The sequence below is a fragment of the Streptomyces sp. NPDC046831 genome, from assembly GCF_040645305.1.
In the GTDB taxonomy this organism is placed as follows: Bacteria; Actinomycetota; Actinomycetes; order Streptomycetales; family Streptomycetaceae; genus Streptomyces.
Window position 1 is genome coordinate 203,428 of sequence record NZ_JBEYXZ010000003.1, and the last position, 17,002, is coordinate 220,429.

The following is a 17,002-nucleotide window of genomic DNA, read 5'->3' on the forward strand; positions in this document are numbered from 1 at the left end:
CCCTCAGAGTTCCCGCGGAACCCGTACCACGCCCTCCTGGATGACCGAGATGGCCAGCCGCCCGTCCTGGGTGTAGATGCGGGCCTGGCCGAGACCGCGTCCGCCGGAGGCCGAGGGGGACTCCTGGTCGTACAGCAGCCACTCGTCGGCCCGGAACGGCCGGTGGAACCACATCGCGTGGTCCAGCGAGGCCCCGACCACGTCGCCGACGGCCCAGCCGCCGCGGCCGTGCGCGAGCAGCACGGAGTCGAGCAGCGTCATGTCGGAGACGTAGGTGGCGAGCACGACGTGCAGGAGGGGCTCGTCGATGGCGCCCTCGAGCTTGCCGTTGGTGCGGAACCACACCTGGGAGTGCGGCTCGCGCGGCTCGCCGAACCGGCCGAACGGCGGGTCGCCGACGTAGCGCAGGTCCACCGCCTCCCTGGCCTCGATGAACTTCTCCACGACCGCCGGGTCGAGGTGGCCGTAGCCGCGCAGCCGCTCCTGGGAGGTGGGCAGCGTCGCCGGGTCCGGGGCGGACGGCATCGGCGCCTGGTGGTCCAGGCCCTCCTCGTACGTCTGGAAGGACGCCGACAGATGGAAGATCGGCTGCCCGTGCTGCACCGCGACCACCCGGCGGGTGGTGAAGGAGCGGCCGTCACGGATGCGGTCCACCGTGTAGACGATGGGCGCGCCGGGGTCGCCGGGGCGCAGGAAGTACGCGTGCAGCGAGTGCGCGTGCCGGTCCTCGGGAACCGTCCGGCCGGCGGCGACCAGCGCCTGCGCCGCCACCTGCCCGCCGAAGACGCGGGGGACGACGGCCGAGCGGGACCGGCCGCGGAAGATGTCCTGCTCGATCCGCTCGAGGTCGAGCAGATCGAGCAGGGACCGAAGTGCCTGACTCATACGTCAGTTGTATCCTGCACTCTTTTCGTGGACCTCACAGGCCCATGTTCTTGGCGATGATCGTCTTCATGATCTCGCTGGTGCCGCCGTAGATGCGGTTGACGCGGTTGTCCGCGTACAGGCGGGCGATCGGGTACTCGTTCATGTAGCCGTAGCCGCCGTGGAGCTGGAGGCAGCGGTCGATGACGCGGTGGGCGACCTCGGTGCAGAAGAGCTTGGCGGAGGCGGCCTCGGCGGGGGTCAGCTCACCGGCGTCCAGCGCCTCGGTCGCGCGGTCGGCGACGGCCTCGGCGGCGTCGACCTCGGCCTGGCAGGCGGCCAGCTCGAACTTGGTGTTCTGGAAGTGGGCGACCGGCTTGCCGAAGACGGTGCGCTCCTGCACGTACTGCTTGGCGAACCGGACGGCGGCCTTGGCCTGGGCGTAGGCGCCGAAGGCGATGCCCCAGCGCTCGGAGGCCAGGTTGTGGCCGAGGTAGTAGAAGCCCTTGTTCTCCTCGCCGAGCAGGTCCTCGACCGGGACCTTGACGTCGACGAAGGCCAGCTCGGCGGTGTCGGACGTCTTCAGGCCCAGCTTGTCCAGCTTGCGGCCGACGGAGTAGCCCTCGGACTTGGTGTCCACGGCGAACAGGGAGATGCCGTGCCGGCGGTCCTCGGCGGTGGGCGCGGCGGTGCGGGCGCACACGATCACGCGGTCGGCGTGGACTCCGCCGGTGATGAAGGTCTTGGCGCCGTTGAGGACGTAGTGCGTGCCGTCCTCGGAGAGCTTGGCGGTGGACTTCATGCCCGCGAGGTCGGAGCCGGTGCCCGGCTCGGTCATCGCGATGGCCCACATCTCCTCGCCGGTGACGAACTTCGGCAGGTAGCGCTTCTTCTGCTCGTCGGTGGCCAGCATCTTGAGGTACGGCAGGGCGAGCAGCACGTGCACGCCGGAGCCGCCGAACTGGACGCCCGCGCGGGCGGTCTCCTCGTAGAGGACGGCCTCGAACTTGTGGCTGTCGATGCCCGCGCCGCCGAACTCCTCGGGCACGCTGATGCCGAAGACGCCCAGCTCGCCGAGCTTGTAGTAGAAGTCGCGCGGCGCCTGGCCGGCGGCGAACCACTCGTCGTAGACCGGGACGACCTCGGCCTCGATGAAGGCGCGGATGGTCTCCCGGAACGCCTCGTGATCCTCGTTGAACACCGTACGGCGCACGCCGCCACCGCCCTTCCACGCGCCTCGACCGGCGCCGCTCTCGCGTACCTGGTTGCTCGCCGTCCGGGTCGCCGCCGGTGGGGGGCGACCGCATGGCTAAGCGCTTGCTCACACCAACGTACCGGCGAGTAGGCGAGAGCGTAAAGAGGGGGTCGCGTAACGCTCGTCACGCGCTCCCCCACCCCCTTCCGGGCGAGCCCCGGCGCCCACCCCGACGCCCGGCCGAGGCTCGGCCGCGACACCCCTCGGGCCCCCGGCCGGCCCGCCCGGGAAGCACCTCCGGTCTCCGCGCCGCGCCCGCCCGGACGGGCGCGCCCGGGCTCCCCACCCGGCCCCACCAGGACGGACCCGGCACCCTCGGCCCACCCGGACGGGCACCCCTCCGACACCCCACTCGCCCACCCCGGCCACCAGGACAGGCCGCTCAGCACACTCCACTCGCCACCCCGGGCAGGCCCCTTCCCTCCACCCACCAGGACAGGGGCCCTTCGGCACCCCACTCGCCCACCCCGGACAGGGACTCGCCCACCAGGACTGGCACCCACCGGCGCCCCGACCAGCCCACCCGAACAGGCACCCACCGGCACCCCGGCCGGCTCACCCGGACAGGTGCCTGGCGGCCCCCGGACGGGTCACCCGCCGGGTGCGGCCGTCCGCCCGCGTGCAGGCTCGAACCGACCCCGCTCCCCCGGCATCACGCGGCCGTGAGCGGTGTCCGATCCCGAGGCGTTCCCGCACCCCCGCGGGGACGGCGTCCGAGGAGGGCCCACGCATGCCGTCACCCCGAGGGACCCGGTGGCGCGGAAGGGCCGCCGCACGCGTCGGCGGCCGCGGCGCCCGCCCCTTCCGCGCCGGCACACCGCCGTCCCGCCAGGCGGCCGCCCGCCGGCGGGCCATCGCGCCGGTCGCGCCGGTCGCGCGGCCGACCTCGTCCGCACCGGCCTCGTTCGTGCCGGCCTCGTTCGTGCCGGCCTCGTCCGTGCCGGGCGCGTGAGAGTCCCGCCCGGCACGGGACGCGCCGCGGGCGGCGCGGGCGCGTCAGTCGCCGGCGCCGCCCGCCGAGGCGAACGCCCCGCGCGCCATGCGATGCAGCAGCTCCGCCGTCGCCGCCCGGCCCGGCAGCGAGCCCGGCCGGCCCAGGTGCGGTGTGGAGTTGAGCAGGCCGAAGACCGAGTGGACCGCCGAGCGGGCGGTGGGCTCGGCCAGCTCCGGGTACACCTCGCGCAGCACCGCCACCCACAGCTCGACGTACTGCCGCTGGAGCTGCCGCACCATCTTGCGGTCGCTGTCCCGCAGGCGGTCCAGCTCCCGGTCGTGCAGGGTGATCAGCGGGCGGTCGTCCAGCGCGAAGTCGATGTGCCCCTCGATGAGCGAGTCGAGCACCGCCTCCGAAGCCACCCCGTCGGCCTCCTGCAGACGCCGCTTCGCACCGGTGAGGAGCCGGCCGCTGATGCCCACCAGCAGCTCCGCCAGCATCGCGTCCTTGCCCGGGAAGTGCCGGTACAGACCGGGGCCGCTGATGCCGACCGCGGCCCCTATCTCGTCGACCCCGACGCCGTGGAAGCCGCGTTCGGCGAAGAGCCGGGCGGCCTCCTTGAGGATCTGCTCGCGGCGGGTGGGGGCGTCGGTTCGCGTGGCCATGAAATCGATTCTAGACAGCGAGGTTAGCGCTCGTTAACCTGAAGGCACATTGCGTTAACGCTCATTAACAGTCACCACTGGGTGAGGGGACCGCACGATGCACGAGGCACCGGAGCTGACGAGCGCGGCAGATCCCGCGTCGGAGGCCTGGCGGGCCAACGAGGAGGCACACCGCGCGCTCGTCGAGGAGCTGCGCGGCAAGCTGGCCGCCGCCCGGCTCGGCGGCGGCGAGAAGGCGCGCGCCCGCCATACGGCGCGCGGCAAGCTGCTGCCCCGCGACCGCGTGGACACGCTTCTCGACCCCGGCTCGCCCTTCCTGGAACTGGCGCCGCTGGCCGCCGACGGGATGTACGACGGGCAGGCGCCGGCCGCCGGGGTGATCGCCGGGATCGGCCGCGTCGGCGGGCGCGAGTGCGTGATCGTCGCCAACGACGCCACCGTCAAGGGCGGCACGTACTACCCGATGACGGTGAAGAAGCACCTGCGGGCGCAGGAGGTGGCGCTGGAGAACCACCTGCCCTGCCTCTACCTCGTGGACTCCGGCGGGGCCTTCCTGCCGATGCAGGACGAGGTCTTCCCCGACCGCGAGCACTTCGGCCGGATCTTCTACAACCAGGCGCGGATGTCCGGCGCGGGCATCCCGCAGATCGCCGCCGTGCTCGGCTCGTGCACGGCGGGCGGCGCCTACGTCCCGGCCATGAGCGACGAGGCCGTGATCGTCCGCAACCAGGGCACGATCTTCCTGGGCGGCCCGCCGCTGGTGAAGGCGGCCACCGGCGAGGTCGTCACCGCCGAGGAGCTGGGCGGCGGCGAGGTGCATTCGCGCGTGTCGGGCGTCACCGACCACCTCGCGGAGGACGACGCGCACGCCCTGCGGATCGTGCGGAACATCGTCTCCACGCTGCCCGCGCGCCGGTCGCTGCCCTGGGAGGTCACCGAGGCGGTCGAACCGAAGGTCGACCCCCACGGGCTGTACGGCGCCGTGCCGGTCGACTCCCGCACGCCCTACGACGTCCGCGAGATCATCGCGCGCGTGGTGGACGGCTCCCGCTTCGCCGAGTTCAAGGGCGAGTTCGGACAGACCCTGGTCACCGGCTTCGCCCGGATCCACGGCCACCCGGTGGGCATCGTCGCCAACAACGGCATCCTGTTCTCCGAGTCCGCCCAGAAGGGCGCCCACTTCATCGAGCTGTGCGACCAGCGCGGCATCCCGCTGCTGTTCCTGCAGAACATCTCCGGCTTCATGGTCGGCCGGGACTACGAGGCCGGCGGCATCGCCAAGCACGGCGCCAAGATGGTCACGGCGGTCGCCTGCACGCGCGTGCCGAAGCTGACGGTCGTCGTCGGCGGCTCGTACGGTGCGGGCAACTACTCGATGTGCGGCCGCGCCTACTCGCCCCGCTTCCTGTGGATGTGGCCGGGCGCCAAGATCTCCGTCATGGGCGGCGAGCAGGCCGCCTCGGTCCTCGCGACCGTCAAGCGGGACCAGATGGAGGCCCGGGGCGAGGACTGGCCGGCCGAGGAGGAGGACGCCTTCAAGGCCCCGATCCGCGCCCAGTACGAGCACCAGGGCAACGCCTACTACGCCACCGCCCGCCTGTGGGACGACGGCGTGATCGACCCGCTGGAGACCCGGCAGGTACTGGGCCTGGCCCTCACGGCGTGCGCCAACGCGCCGCTTCCGCAGAGGGACCGCTCGGTGCCGCAGTTCGGCGTCTTCCGGATGTGAGGGGGGAGCAGCAGATGTTCGAGACAGTCCTGGTGGCCAACCGCGGCGAGATCGCCGTCCGCGTCATCCGCACCCTGCGCGCGCTGGGCGTGCGCTCCGTGGCCGTCTTCTCCGACGCCGACGCCGACGCGCGGCACGTGCGGGAGGCCGACACGGCGGTGCGGATCGGGCCCGCGCCGGCGGCCGAGAGCTATCTGTCCGTGGAGCGGCTGCTGGAGGCGGCCGCCCGCACCGGAGCGCAGGCCGTCCACCCCGGGTACGGCTTCCTCGCCGAGAACGCGGAGTTCGCCCGGGCGTGCGAGAAGGCGGGCCTGGTCTTCATCGGCCCTCCGGCCGACGCCATCGCCCTGATGGGCGACAAGATCCGCGCCAAGGAGACCGTGCGGGCGGCCGGGGTGCCGGTGGTTCCCGGATCCACCGGCTCGGGCCTGACCGACGACCGGCTCGCCGACGCCGCCCGCGCCATCGGCATGCCGGTGCTGCTGAAGCCCTCGGCGGGCGGCGGCGGCAAGGGAATGCGCCTGGTGCGCGACGCGGACCGGCTGGCCGACGAGATCGCCGCCGCCCGCCGCGAGGCCCGCGCGTCCTTCGGCGACGACACGCTGCTCGTGGAGCGCTGGGTCGACAGGCCCCGGCACATCGAGATCCAGGTGCTGGCCGACGGCCACGGCAACGTGGTCCACCTCGGCGAGCGCGAGTGCTCCCTCCAGCGCCGCCACCAGAAGATCGTCGAGGAGGCGCCGAGCGTCCTCCTCGACGAGGCGACCCGCGCCGCGATGGGCGAGGCGGCCGTCCAGGCGGCCCGCTCCTGCGGCTACCGGGGCGCGGGGACGGTGGAGTTCATCGTGCCCGGCGGCGACCCGTCGTCGTACTACTTCATGGAGATGAACACCCGCCTCCAGGTCGAGCACCCGGTCACGGAGCTGGTCACCGGCCTGGACCTGGTGGAGTGGCAGCTGCGGGTGGCGGCCGGCGAGCCGCTGTCCTTCGGGCAGGACGACGTGCGGCTCACCGGCCACGCGGTGGAGGCCCGGATCTGCGCCGAGGACCCCGCGCGCGGGTTCCTGCCGTCGGGCGGCACGGTCCTGAGGCTGCGTGAGCCCCGGGGCGAGGCGGTGCGCACCGACTCCGGGCTCAGCGAGGGCACCGAGGTCGGCAGCCTGTACGACCCGATGCTGTCCAAGGTGATCGCGTACGGGCCGGACCGGGCCACCGCGCTGCGCCGGCTCCGGGCGGCCCTGGCCGAGACGGTCACGCTGGGCGTGCAGACCAACGCCGGGTTCCTGCGCAGGCTGCTCGCCCACCCGGCGGTCGTGGCCGGCGAGCTGGACACGGGCCTGGTCGAGCGGGTGGTCGACGACCTGGTCCCCGCGGACGTCCCGGAGGAGGTCTACGAGGCCGCGGCCGCCATGCGCCTGGACGCCCTGCGCCCGAAGGGCGGGGGGTGGACCGACCCCTTCTCCGTGCCCAGCGGCTGGCGCCTGGGCGGCGAGCCGCGGCCGGTGACCTTCCCGCTGCGGGTGACCGACCCCGTGCACCACACCCCGCGCGGCACCCACACCGTCACCGGCGACACCGTGTCCGTCACCCTCGACGGGGTGCGGCACGTCTTCCACCGGGCCGGCGACTGGCTCGGCCGTGACGGCGACGCCTGGCACGTGCGCGACCACGACCCGGTCGCCGCGTCCCTCGGCCGCGCGGCCCACTCCGGCGCGGACTCCCTCACCGCGCCGATGCCCGGCACGGTCACGGTGGTGAAGGTGGCCGTCGGCGACGAGGTGACCGCCGGGCAGAGCCTGCTGGTGGTGGAGGCGATGAAGATGGAGCACGTCGTCTCCGCCCCGCACGCCGGGACCGTCACCGAGCTGGACGTCACGCCGGGCACGGCCGTCGCCATGGACCAGGTGCTGGCCGTGATCGCCCCGCACGACGACGAGGACGCGGAAGGGACGGTGCGGGCATGACGACCGCCGACGCCCTGCCCATGGTCGTACCGGACCAGGGCCTGCCCGCGCGGGTGAGGATCCACGAGGTGGGACCGCGCGACGGCCTGCAGAACGAGCAGGGCACCGTGCCGACCGAGGTGAAGGCGGAGTTCATCCGCCGCCTGGCCGGCGCGGGCCTGACGACGGTGGAGGCCACCAGCTTCGTCCACCCCAGGTGGGTGCCCCAGCTGGCCGACGCCGAGCAGCTGTTCCCCCTGGTGAGCGACGTGCCCGCCGAACTGCCGGTCCTCGTCCCGAACGAGCGCGGGCTGACCCGGGCCCTCGCGCTGGGCGCCCGGCGCGTCGCCGTGTTCGCCAGCGCCACCGAGTCCTTCGCCAAGGCCAACCTCAACCGCACGGTGGACGAGGCGCTGGCCATGTTCGAGCCCGTCGTCGCCCGCGCCAAGGCCGAGCGGGTGCACGTCCGCGGCTACCTGTCCATGTGCTTCGGCGACCCGTGGGAGGGGGCGGTCCCCGTCGAGCAGGTGGTGCGGGTCTGCACGGCCCTGCTGGACATGGGCTGCGACGAGCTCAGCCTGGGCGACACCATCGGCGTCGCCACGCCGGGCCACGTCGCCGCGCTGCTCACCGCGCTGAACGAGCGGGGGGTGCCCACGCCGGCGGTCGGCGTGCACTTCCACGACACCTACGGCCAGGCCCTGGCCAACACCCTGGCCGCGCTGCGGCACGGCGTCACCACCGTCGACGCCTCCGCCGGCGGACTCGGCGGCTGCCCGTACGCCAAGTCCGCCACCGGCAACCTCGCCACCGAGGACCTCGTGTGGATGCTGCGGGGTCTCGGCATCGACACCGGCGTCGACCTCGGCCGTCTCGTCGCCACGAGCGCGTGGATGGCCGAACGGCTGGGCCGGCCCAGCCCCTCCCGCACCGTACGAGCCCTCTCCCACAAGGAGCAGTGACCGCCATGGACCACCGTCTCAGCCCCGAGCTGGAGGAACTCCGCCGCACGGTGGAGGAGTTCGCGCACGACGTCGTCGCCCCGAAGATCGGCGACTTCTACGAGCGGCACGAGTTCCCGTACGAGATCGTCCGCGAGATGGGCCGCATGGGCCTGTTCGGGCTGCCGTTCCCCGAGGACTACGGCGGCATGGGCGGCGACTACCTGGCCCTCGGCATCGCGCTGGAGGAGCTGGCCCGCGTCGACTCCTCCGTCGCCATCACCCTGGAGGCGGGCGTCTCGCTGGGAGCGATGCCGATCCACCTGTTCGGCACCGCGGAGCAGAAGCGGACGTGGCTGCCGCGGCTGTGCTCGGGCGAGATCCTCGGCGCCTTCGGCCTGACGGAGCCCGACGGCGGCTCGGACGCGGGCGCCACGCGGACGACGGCCCGGCTGGACGCGGACACCGGCGAGTGGGTCATCAACGGCAGCAAGTGCTTCATCACCAACTCGGGCACCGACATCACCGGGCTGGTGACGGTCACCGCGGTGACGGGACGCAAGCCCGACGGCAAGCCGCTGATCTCGGCGATCATCGTCCCCTCGGGGACGCCCGGGTTCACGGTGGCGCCCCCGTACTCCAAGGTCGGCTGGAACGCCTCCGACACGCGGGAGCTGTCCTTCACCGACGTGCGCGTGCCGGCGGCGAACCTGCTGGGCGAGGAGGGCCGCGGCTACGCCCAGTTCCTGCGCATCCTCGACGAGGGCCGCATCGCGATCGCCGCCCTGGCCACCGGTCTGGCCCAGGGCTGCGTGGACGAGTCGGTGAAGTACGCGAAGGAACGTCACGCCTTCGGCCGCCCGATCGGCGCCAACCAGGCGATCCAGTTCAAGATCGCCGACATGGAGATGAAGGCGCACACCGCCCGCCTCGCCTGGCGCGACGCCGCCTACCGCCTGGTGGACGGCGAGCGCTTCAAGAAGGAGGCGGCCCTGGCGAAGCTGTACTCCTCCACCGTCGCCGTCGACAACGCCCGCGACGCCACGCAGATCCACGGCGGCTACGGCTTCATGAACGAGTATCCGGTGGCCCGCATGTGGCGCGACTCCAAGATCCTGGAGATCGGCGAGGGCACGAGCGAGGTGCAGCGGATGCTGATCGCACGGGAGCTGGGGCTCGCCGGCTGAGCCCCGAGCCGCCGGGCCGGTGGGGCCGCCGCACGGGCGGACGGTCCCTCCGCGTCGGACGCGCGGCCCGCCCCCTGGACAGGAACTGAGGTTAGGCTAACCTACCTTCGAACCTGTCCGGCGGGCGCTCCGCCCCGTTCGAAAGCAGTCATACTCATGCCCAACGCCCGTGCCCTTCATGTCTCCCGTCGCGGCGTCCTCGCCGCGGGCGGCGCCCTCGGCCTCGGTGCCGCACTCGCGGCCTGCGGCGACGGCGACGGGAAAAACGGCGGTTCGGGCGAGGGGGCGGCGGCCGGCACGTCCGGCTCCTGGACGTTCAGGGACGACCGCGGGCAGACCGTGAAGGCCGGCCGGACGCCGTCGAGCATCGTCGCGTTCGTGGGTGTCGCCGCCGCGCTCCACGACTACGGAGTCCGGGTCAAGGGCGTCTTCGGCCCGACGACGACCAAGGACGGCAAGGCCGACGTACAGGCCGGCGACATGGACGTCAGCAAGGTGACGGTGCTCGGCAACACCTGGGGCCAGTTCAACATCGAGAAGTACGCCTCCCTGGCCCCCGACGCCCTCATCTCCACGATGTTCGACGACGCCGGCACCCTCTGGTACGTCCCGGAGGAGTCGAAGAAGAAGATCCTCGCCGTCGGCGCCCCGACCGTCGGCATCTCCGTCTACGACCGCCAGCTGACCGAGCCCCTGCAGCGCATGCTCGCCCTCGCCGGGTCGCTCGGCGCCGACGTGAAGGCCGACAAGGTCACGCAGGCCAAGAAGCGCTTCGAGGACGCGGCCGCCCGGCTGCGCGCCGCGGCCAGGGCCAGGCCCGACATCAAGGTGCTGGTCGGCTCCGCGAGCCAGGACCTGTTCTACGTCTCCGGCTCCGACCTCTCCGTCGACCTGGAGTACTTCAAGGCCCTCGGCGTCCGCCTGGTCGAGCCCCCGCAGAGCGCCAAGGCCCAGGGCGGCGGCTGGTACGAGTCGCTGAGCTGGGAGAACGTCGACAAGTACCCGGCGGACATCATCATGATGGACAACCGCACCTCGGCCATCCAGCCGGCCGACATCACCGAGGCGACCTGGAAGAAGCTCCCCGCCGTCAAGGCCGGCCAGGTCATCGCGCGCAACCCGGAGCCGATCCTGTCCTACGACAAGTGCGCCCCGCTGCTCGACGACCTGGCGCAGGCCATCGAGAACGCCAAGAAGGTCGGCTGACCGACCCGGCAGGGACGCTCCCGCGGCGGGCCCCCACCCGGCCGCCAGGAGCGTCCCGGCCGATCCGCCCCCTGACACGGCATCAGGAGCACTCATGACGACGGCCGTAGCCGCCCCGTTCCGCTTCTTCTCCCTCCAGGTCGTACGGACGCGGCGGCTCGGCCCGTCGCTCGTCCGGGTCACCTTCGCGGGGCCCGACCTGCACGCCTTCCACTCCCACGGTCGCGACCAGTCCCTGTCGCTGTTCCTGCCGCACCCCGGCCAGCCCGAACCGGTCGTGCCGGTCGAGCTCGGGGAGGGCTGGTGGCACGGCTGGCGCGAACTGCCGGACGACGTACGGGCGGTGATGCGCTCGTACACCCTCCGGGCGCTGAGGCGCGACCCCGACGAGATCGACGTCGACTTCGCGCTGCACGGCGTCGAGCCCGGCGCCCCGCTCCCCGCGGGCCCGGCCTCCCGGTGGGCCGCGCGCGCCACGCCCGGTGACCGGGTGCTGCTGCTCGGCCCGGCCGTCGCCGACAACCGGGCGATCCGCTTCCGCCCGCCCGGGGACACCGACCTGGTGGTGCTGTGGGGCGACGAGACCGCCGTTCCCGCCGTGACCGCGGTCCTGGAGTCCCTCCCGGCCGGCCTGCGCGTGCGCGCCTGGCTGGAGGTGCGGCACGCCGGTGACATCCAGGACGTCGCCACCGGCGCCGACGCCGAGATCACCTGGCTCGTCCGGGACGGGGCCGCCGCGGCCCACGACCCCGGCGGAGCGGGGGCGCCCTCCGCCCCCATGGCCCTGGACGCCCTGCGCCGGGCCCGGTTCCCCGCGGACGCCCGGCCGTACGTCTTCATCGCGGGCGAGTCCGGGTGTGTCAGGGCGCTGCGCCGGCACTTCGTCGGCGAACGCGGGATCGACCGCCGGCGCGTCACCTTCGTCGGCTACTGGCGGCACGGCCTGAGCGAGGAGCAGCTGCGCGCCCAGGAGTGACCTCGCGGGGGTGACCCCGGTCACGGAGGGGCGGAGTTCCACGTCAAACTTAGGTTAGGCTAACCTAAGTTGATGTCGCGCGACTCCGCCCCTCGTCTCGTCCCGCACGGACCGTCCCCACCCATCGGAGGACCCCCACATGCGCTCGCACCTGCTCAATGACCTGACCGCGGAGCACTACCGCCGCTCCGTGACCGAAGGAGTCGAGCGGGTGGCCGCCAAACTCGCCGCCACCGAACGCCCGTTCACCGGCGTGACGGTAGACGCCCTCGCCCCCCGCATCGAGGAGATCGACCTCGACCGCCCGCTGCACGACACCACGGCGGTCCTCGACGAACTGGAGGAGGTCTACCTCAGGGACGCGGTCTACTTCCACCACCCGCGCTACGTCGCCCACCTCAACTGCCCGGTCGTCATCCCGGCGTTGATCGGCGAGGCGGTCCTCTCCGCCGTCAACTCCTCCCTCGACACCTGGGACCAGTCGGCCGGCGGCACCCTCATCGAGCGCAGGCTCGTCGACTGGACGGCCGCCCGCCTCGGCCTCGGCCCCGCCGCCGACGGCGTCTTCACCTCCGGCGGAACCCAGTCCAACCTCCAGGCGCTGCTCCTGGCCCGCGAGGAGGCCAAGACCGACGACCTCGCCCGGCTGCGCATCCTCGCCTCGGAGATCAGCCACTTCAGCGTCCGCAAGTCGGCGAAACTGCTCGGTCTCGGCCCCGAGGCCGTCATCGCCGTCCCCGTCGACCACGACCAGCGCATGCAGACGGTCGCGCTCGCCCACGAGCTGGAGCGCTGCCGCCGCGAGGGCCTGGTCCCCATGGCCGTCGTCGCCACAGCCGGGACCACCGACTTCGGCTCCATCGACCCGCTGCCCGAGATCGCCGGGCTCGCCGCCCAGTACGGGGTCTGGCTGCACGTCGACGCCGCCTACGGCTGCGGTCTGCTGGTCTCGCCCACCCGCCGCCACCTGCTGGACGGCATCGAGCACGCCGACTCGGTCACCGTCGACTACCACAAGTCCTTCTTCCAGCCGGTCAGTTCCTCGGCCGTGCTGGTCCGCGACGCCGCGACGCTGCGCCACGCCACCTACCACGCCGACTACCTCAACCCACGCCGCATGGTGACCGAGCGCATCCCCAACCAGGTCGACAAGTCCCTGCAGACGACCCGCCGCTTCGACGCCCTCAAGCTGTGGATGACCCTGCGCGTGATGGGCGCCGACGGCATCGGCGCACTCTTCGACGAGGTGTGCGACCTGGCGCGGGAGGGCTGGCGGATGCTCGCCGCAGACCCCCGCTTCGACGTGGTCGTCCAGCCGACGCTGTCCACCCTCGTCTTCCGCCACATCCCCGCGGCCGTCACCGACCCGGCCGAGATCGACCGCGCCAACCTGTACGCCCGCAAGGCACTGTTCGCCTCCGGTGACGCCGTCGTCGCGGGCACCAAGGTGGCCGGCCGGCACTACCTGAAGTTCACCCTGCTCAACCCCGAGACGACGGCGGCCGACCTCGCCACCGTCCTGGACCTGATCGCCGGCCACGCCGAGCAGTACCTGGGAGAGTCCCTTGACCGCGCCTGCTGAACCGACCGACGCCGTGTACGACTTCGTCGGGATCGGCCTCGGCCCCTTCAACCTGGGCCTGGCCTGCCTCACCGAGCCGATCACCGAGCTGACCGGCGTCTTCCTGGAGTCGAAGCCCGGCTTCGAGTGGCACGCGGGGATGTTCCTCGACGGCGCCCACCTCCAGACGCCGTTCCTGTCGGACCTCGTCACCCTGGCCGACCCGACCTCCCCGTACTCCTTCCTGAACTACCTGAAGGAGCGGGGACGCCTGTACCCGTTCTACATCCGGGAGAACTTCTACCCGCTGCGGGTCGAGTACGACGCCTACTGCCGCTGGGCCGCCGCCCGGCTGAGCAGCATCCGCTTCGGCACCACGGTGACCGAGGTGACGTACGAGGACGGCACCGAGCTGTACGGCGTCCGTACGCACACCGGCGCCACCTACCGCGCCCGGCACCTGGTCCTCGGCACGGGCACTCCCCCGTACGTCCCCGAGGCCTGCCGCGGCCTGCCCGGCGACGCCATCCACAACTCCCGCTACCTGGACCACAGGGCGGAGCTGCGGCGCAAGAAGTCGATCACCATCGTCGGCAGCGGCCAGTCCGCCGCAGAGATCTACCACGACCTGCTCTCCGAGATCGACGTCCACGGCTACCGGCTCAACTGGGTGACGCGCTCCCCGCGCTTCTTCCCCCTGGAGTACACCAAGCTCACGCTGGAGATGACGTCCCCCGAGTACGTCGACTACTACCACGCGCTGCCGGAGGCGACCCGCTACCGCCTCACGGAGGCGCACAAGGGCCTCTTCAAGGGCATCGACGGCGACCTGATCGACGCGATCTTCGACCTGCTCTACCAGAAGAGCCTCGCCGGTCCGGTCCCCACCCGGCTGCTCACCAACTCCTCCCTGCGGGAGGCGGCCCACAGCGACGGCGCCTACACCCTCACCTTCCGCCAGGAGGAGCAGGAGAAGGACTTCGAACTGCGCTCCGAGGGCCTGATCCTGGCGACCGGCTACCGCTACACCGAGCCCGCCTTCCTCCGGCCGGTCCGGCACCGCCTGCGCCACGACTCCCACGGCAACTTCGACGTCGCCCGCAACTACGCCGTCGACGTGACGGGCCGGGGCGTCTTCCTCCAGAACGCCGCCGTCCACACCCACAGCGTCACCAGCCCCGACCTGGGCATGGGCGCCTACCGCAACAGCTGCATCATCCGTGAGCTGCTCGGCCGCGAGTACTACCCGGTCGAGAAGAGCATCGCCTTCCAGGAGTTCGCCGTATGAGCACGACCGCCGGCGCCCCCGGCGCCTTCACCTTCCGCCCCGTGGACCCCGCCCGGGACGCCGGGCTGCTGCACGGCTGGGTCACGCACCCCAAGGCGGTGTTCTGGATGATGCAGGACGCCACGCCCGAGGACGTCGAGCGCGCCTACGGGGAGATAACGGCCGACGAGCACCACCACGCCCTGCTCGGCCTGCACGACGGGAAACCCGTCTTCCTCATGGAGCGGTACGACCCCGCCCGCCGCGAGCTGGCCGGCCTGTACGCGGCACAGCCGGGCGACGTCGGCATGCACTTCCTGGTCGCGCCCACGGACACGCCCGTGCACGGCTTCACGCGGGCCGTCATCACGGCCGTGCTGCGGCATCTGTTCGAGGACGCCGCGACCCGCCGGGTCGTGGTCGAGCCGGACGTGCGCAACACGGCGGTGCACGCCCTGAACGAGGCCGTCGGGTTCGTGCCCGCGGGGGAGATCCAGAAGCCGGAGAAGAGGGCGCTGCTGAGCTTCTGCACCCGCGAGCAGTTCGAGAAGGCGGTGGCCGCGTGACGCCCGCCGACGCCGTGGCCCACCTGACCCCCGAGCACTGGGCGAAGGCCAACCGGCTGCTGATCCGCAAGGCGCTCGCCGAGTTCGCGCACGAACGCCTGATCACACCCGAGGCCGACGGGGACGGCGCGTACGCCGTCCGCAGCGACGACGGCCTGACGCGCTACCGCTTCACCGCCCGCCGCCGCGCCCTCGACCACTGGCAGGTCGACCCGGACTCGATCACCCGCCGGCGCGACGGCGCCGAACTGCCGCTCGCGGCCCTGGACTTCTTCATCGAGCTGAGGACGTCGCTCGGCCTGAGCGACCAGGTCCTCCCGGTCTACCTGGAGGAGATATCCTCCACGCTCTCCAGCACCTGCTACAAGCTCGCCACACCGCGGGTCACCTCCGCGGAACTGGCGCGCTCCGGCTTCCAGGAGATCGAGGCGGGGATGACCGAGGGCCACCCCTGCTTCGTCGCCAACAACGGCCGGCTCGGCTTCGGGATCGACGAGTACCTGTCGTACGCCCCCGAGGCCGCGCGGCCCGTCCGCCTGGTGTGGCTGGCCGCGCACCGCTCGCGGGCGGCGTTCACGGCGGGCGCCGGCATCGAGTACGAGTCCTTCGTCCGCGCGGAACTGGGACCGGAGACGGTCGACCGCTTCCACCGGCGGCTCACCGGCCGGGGACTCGACCCCGCCGACTACCTCCTCCTGCCCGTCCACCCCTGGCAGTGGTGGAACAAGCTCGCCGTCACCTTCGCCGCCGAGGTCGCCCGGCGCCACCTGGTGTGCCTGGGCGAGGGCGACGACGAGTACCTGGCCCAGCAGTCCGTCCGCACCTTCTTCAACCGGTCCCACCCGGAGAAGCACTACGTCAAGACGGCCCTGTCCGTCCTCAACATGGGCTTCATGCGCGGGCTGTCCGCCGCCTACATGGAGGCCACCCCGGCCATCAACGACTGGCTCGCCCAGCTCGTCGAGAGCGACCCGGTCCTGAAGGCGACCGGCCTGACGATCATCCGCGAGCGGGCCGCCGTGGGCTACCGGCACCTGGAGTACGAGGCGGCGACGGACCGCTACTCGCCCTACCGCAAGATGCTGGCCGCGCTGTGGCGCGAGAGCCCGGTGCCGTCGCTGCGCCGGGGCGAGTCCCTGGCCACCATGGCCTCCCTGCTGCACGTCGACCACACGGGCGCCTCCTTCGCGGGCGCGCTGATCGAGCGGTCCGGGCTGGCGCCGGCCGAGTGGCTGCGCGGCTACCTGCGCGCGTACCTCACCCCGCTGCTGCACAGCTTCTACGCCTACGACCTGGTGTTCATGCCGCACGGCGAGAACGTGATCCTGGTGCTGGAGGACGGCGCGGTGCGGCGGGCGGTCTTCAAGGACATCGCGGAGGAGATCGTGGTCATGGACCCGGACGCGGTGCTGCCGCCCGAGGTCCGGCGCATCCGGGTGGAGGTGCCGGAGGACCGGAAGCTGCTGTCGATCTTCACGGACGTCTTCGACTGCTTCTTCCGCTTCCTGGCGGCCCTCCTCGCCGACGAGGGGATCCTGGAGGAGGACGGCTTCTGGCGGACCGTCGCCGAGGTGGCCCGCGAGTACCAGGCGTCGGCGCCGGAACTCGCCGACCGGTTCCGCGCGTACGACCTGTTCGCGCCCGAGTTCGCCCTGTCCTGCCTGAACCGGCTCCAACTGCGCGACAACCGGCAGATGGTGGACCTCGCGGACCCGTCCGGCGCGCTGCAGCTCGTCGGCACCCTGCGCAACCCCCTCGCGGAGGCATAACTCCGCCGACGACGGACGGGCACCCCGGAGTACGGTCCTCCGGGGTGCCCGTCGGTGCTGTGGCCGCCGCTCGGCCGGCCCAGTGACTTCAGCCGCTCGGCCGGCCCGCTCCGTTCAGCCGTCCGGCCGGCTCAGGGTT

Annotated in this window: 13 protein-coding genes; 10 read left to right on the forward strand and 3 right to left on the reverse strand. The window is 72.5% G+C overall.

The annotated features are described in order from the left end of the window. Nucleotides 1–3: 3 nt before the first annotated feature. The 3 genes from ABZ920_RS04330 to ABZ920_RS04340 all read right to left on the reverse strand — a co-directional run bounded on the left by ABZ920_RS04330 (nucleotide 4) and on the right by ABZ920_RS04340 (nucleotide 3,718). Nucleotides 4–885: an acyl-CoA thioesterase II gene (locus ABZ920_RS04330; protein WP_361498630.1), complete on the reverse strand. Its 882-nt coding sequence runs from the start codon at nucleotides 883–885 to the stop codon at nucleotides 4–6. 34 nt (nucleotides 886–919) lie between these two features. Further along, nucleotides 920–2,077: an acyl-CoA dehydrogenase family protein gene (locus ABZ920_RS04335; protein ID WP_361498632.1), complete on the reverse strand. Its 1,158-nt coding sequence runs from the start codon at nucleotides 2,075–2,077 to the stop codon at nucleotides 920–922. Between the two features lie 1,038 nt (nucleotides 2,078–3,115). Then, nucleotides 3,116–3,718, reverse strand: coding sequence for a TetR/AcrR family transcriptional regulator (locus ABZ920_RS04340; protein ID WP_361498634.1), 603 nt, complete (start codon nucleotides 3,716–3,718; stop codon nucleotides 3,116–3,118). A gap of 97 nt (nucleotides 3,719–3,815) precedes the next feature. Between ABZ920_RS04340 and ABZ920_RS04345 the strand changes: the two genes are divergently transcribed. The 10 genes from ABZ920_RS04345 (at nucleotide 3,816) to ABZ920_RS04390 (ending at nucleotide 16,863) form a co-directional block, all read left to right on the forward strand. Beyond that, entirely contained in the window at nucleotides 3,816–5,447 is a 1,632-nt protein-coding gene (locus ABZ920_RS04345; RefSeq protein ID WP_361498636.1) for a carboxyl transferase domain-containing protein, read from the forward strand. Nucleotides 5,448–5,461: 14 nt separating this feature from the next. Continuing rightward, nucleotides 5,462–7,411, forward strand: a complete 1,950-nt coding sequence (locus tag ABZ920_RS04350) for an acetyl-CoA carboxylase biotin carboxylase subunit (protein WP_361498638.1) — start codon at nucleotides 5,462–5,464, stop codon at nucleotides 7,409–7,411. Continuing rightward, nucleotides 7,408–8,352 (forward strand): hydroxymethylglutaryl-CoA lyase, encoded by a 945-nt coding sequence (locus ABZ920_RS04355; protein ID WP_361498640.1) that lies wholly within the window; start codon nucleotides 7,408–7,410, stop codon nucleotides 8,350–8,352. The genes ABZ920_RS04350 and ABZ920_RS04355 overlap by 4 nt, the downstream gene beginning before the upstream one ends. A 5-nt stretch (nucleotides 8,353–8,357) precedes the next feature. Further along, a complete protein-coding gene (locus tag ABZ920_RS04360) occupies nucleotides 8,358–9,518 on the forward strand; it encodes an acyl-CoA dehydrogenase family protein (protein WP_361498642.1) in 1,161 nt (386 codons plus the stop codon). A gap of 156 nt (nucleotides 9,519–9,674) precedes the next feature. Next, nucleotides 9,675–10,724 (forward strand): ABC transporter substrate-binding protein, encoded by a 1,050-nt coding sequence (locus tag ABZ920_RS04365; RefSeq protein ID WP_361498644.1) that lies wholly within the window; start codon nucleotides 9,675–9,677, stop codon nucleotides 10,722–10,724. 94 nt (nucleotides 10,725–10,818) lie between these two features. Then, nucleotides 10,819–11,700, forward strand: a complete 882-nt coding sequence (locus ABZ920_RS04370; protein ID WP_361498646.1) for a siderophore-interacting protein — start codon at nucleotides 10,819–10,821, stop codon at nucleotides 11,698–11,700. 139 nt (nucleotides 11,701–11,839) lie between these two features. Further along, nucleotides 11,840–13,282 carry a lysine decarboxylase DesA gene (desA, locus tag ABZ920_RS04375; protein WP_361498648.1) on the forward strand — a complete coding sequence of 481 codons (1,443 nt, stop codon included), beginning with the start codon at nucleotides 11,840–11,842 and terminating at the stop codon, nucleotides 13,280–13,282. Further along, nucleotides 13,266–14,549 (forward strand): SidA/IucD/PvdA family monooxygenase, encoded by a 1,284-nt coding sequence (locus tag ABZ920_RS04380; RefSeq protein ID WP_361498650.1) that lies wholly within the window; start codon nucleotides 13,266–13,268, stop codon nucleotides 14,547–14,549. The genes desA and ABZ920_RS04380 overlap by 17 nt, the downstream gene beginning before the upstream one ends. Next, nucleotides 14,546–15,094, forward strand: coding sequence for a GNAT family N-acetyltransferase (locus ABZ920_RS04385; RefSeq protein WP_361498652.1), 549 nt, complete (start codon nucleotides 14,546–14,548; stop codon nucleotides 15,092–15,094). The genes ABZ920_RS04380 and ABZ920_RS04385 overlap by 4 nt, the downstream gene beginning before the upstream one ends. Beyond that, nucleotides 15,091–16,863, forward strand: coding sequence for an IucA/IucC family siderophore biosynthesis protein (locus tag ABZ920_RS04390; protein WP_361498654.1), 1,773 nt, complete (start codon nucleotides 15,091–15,093; stop codon nucleotides 16,861–16,863). The genes ABZ920_RS04385 and ABZ920_RS04390 overlap by 4 nt, the downstream gene beginning before the upstream one ends. The last annotated feature ends 139 nt before the right edge of the window (nucleotides 16,864–17,002 follow it).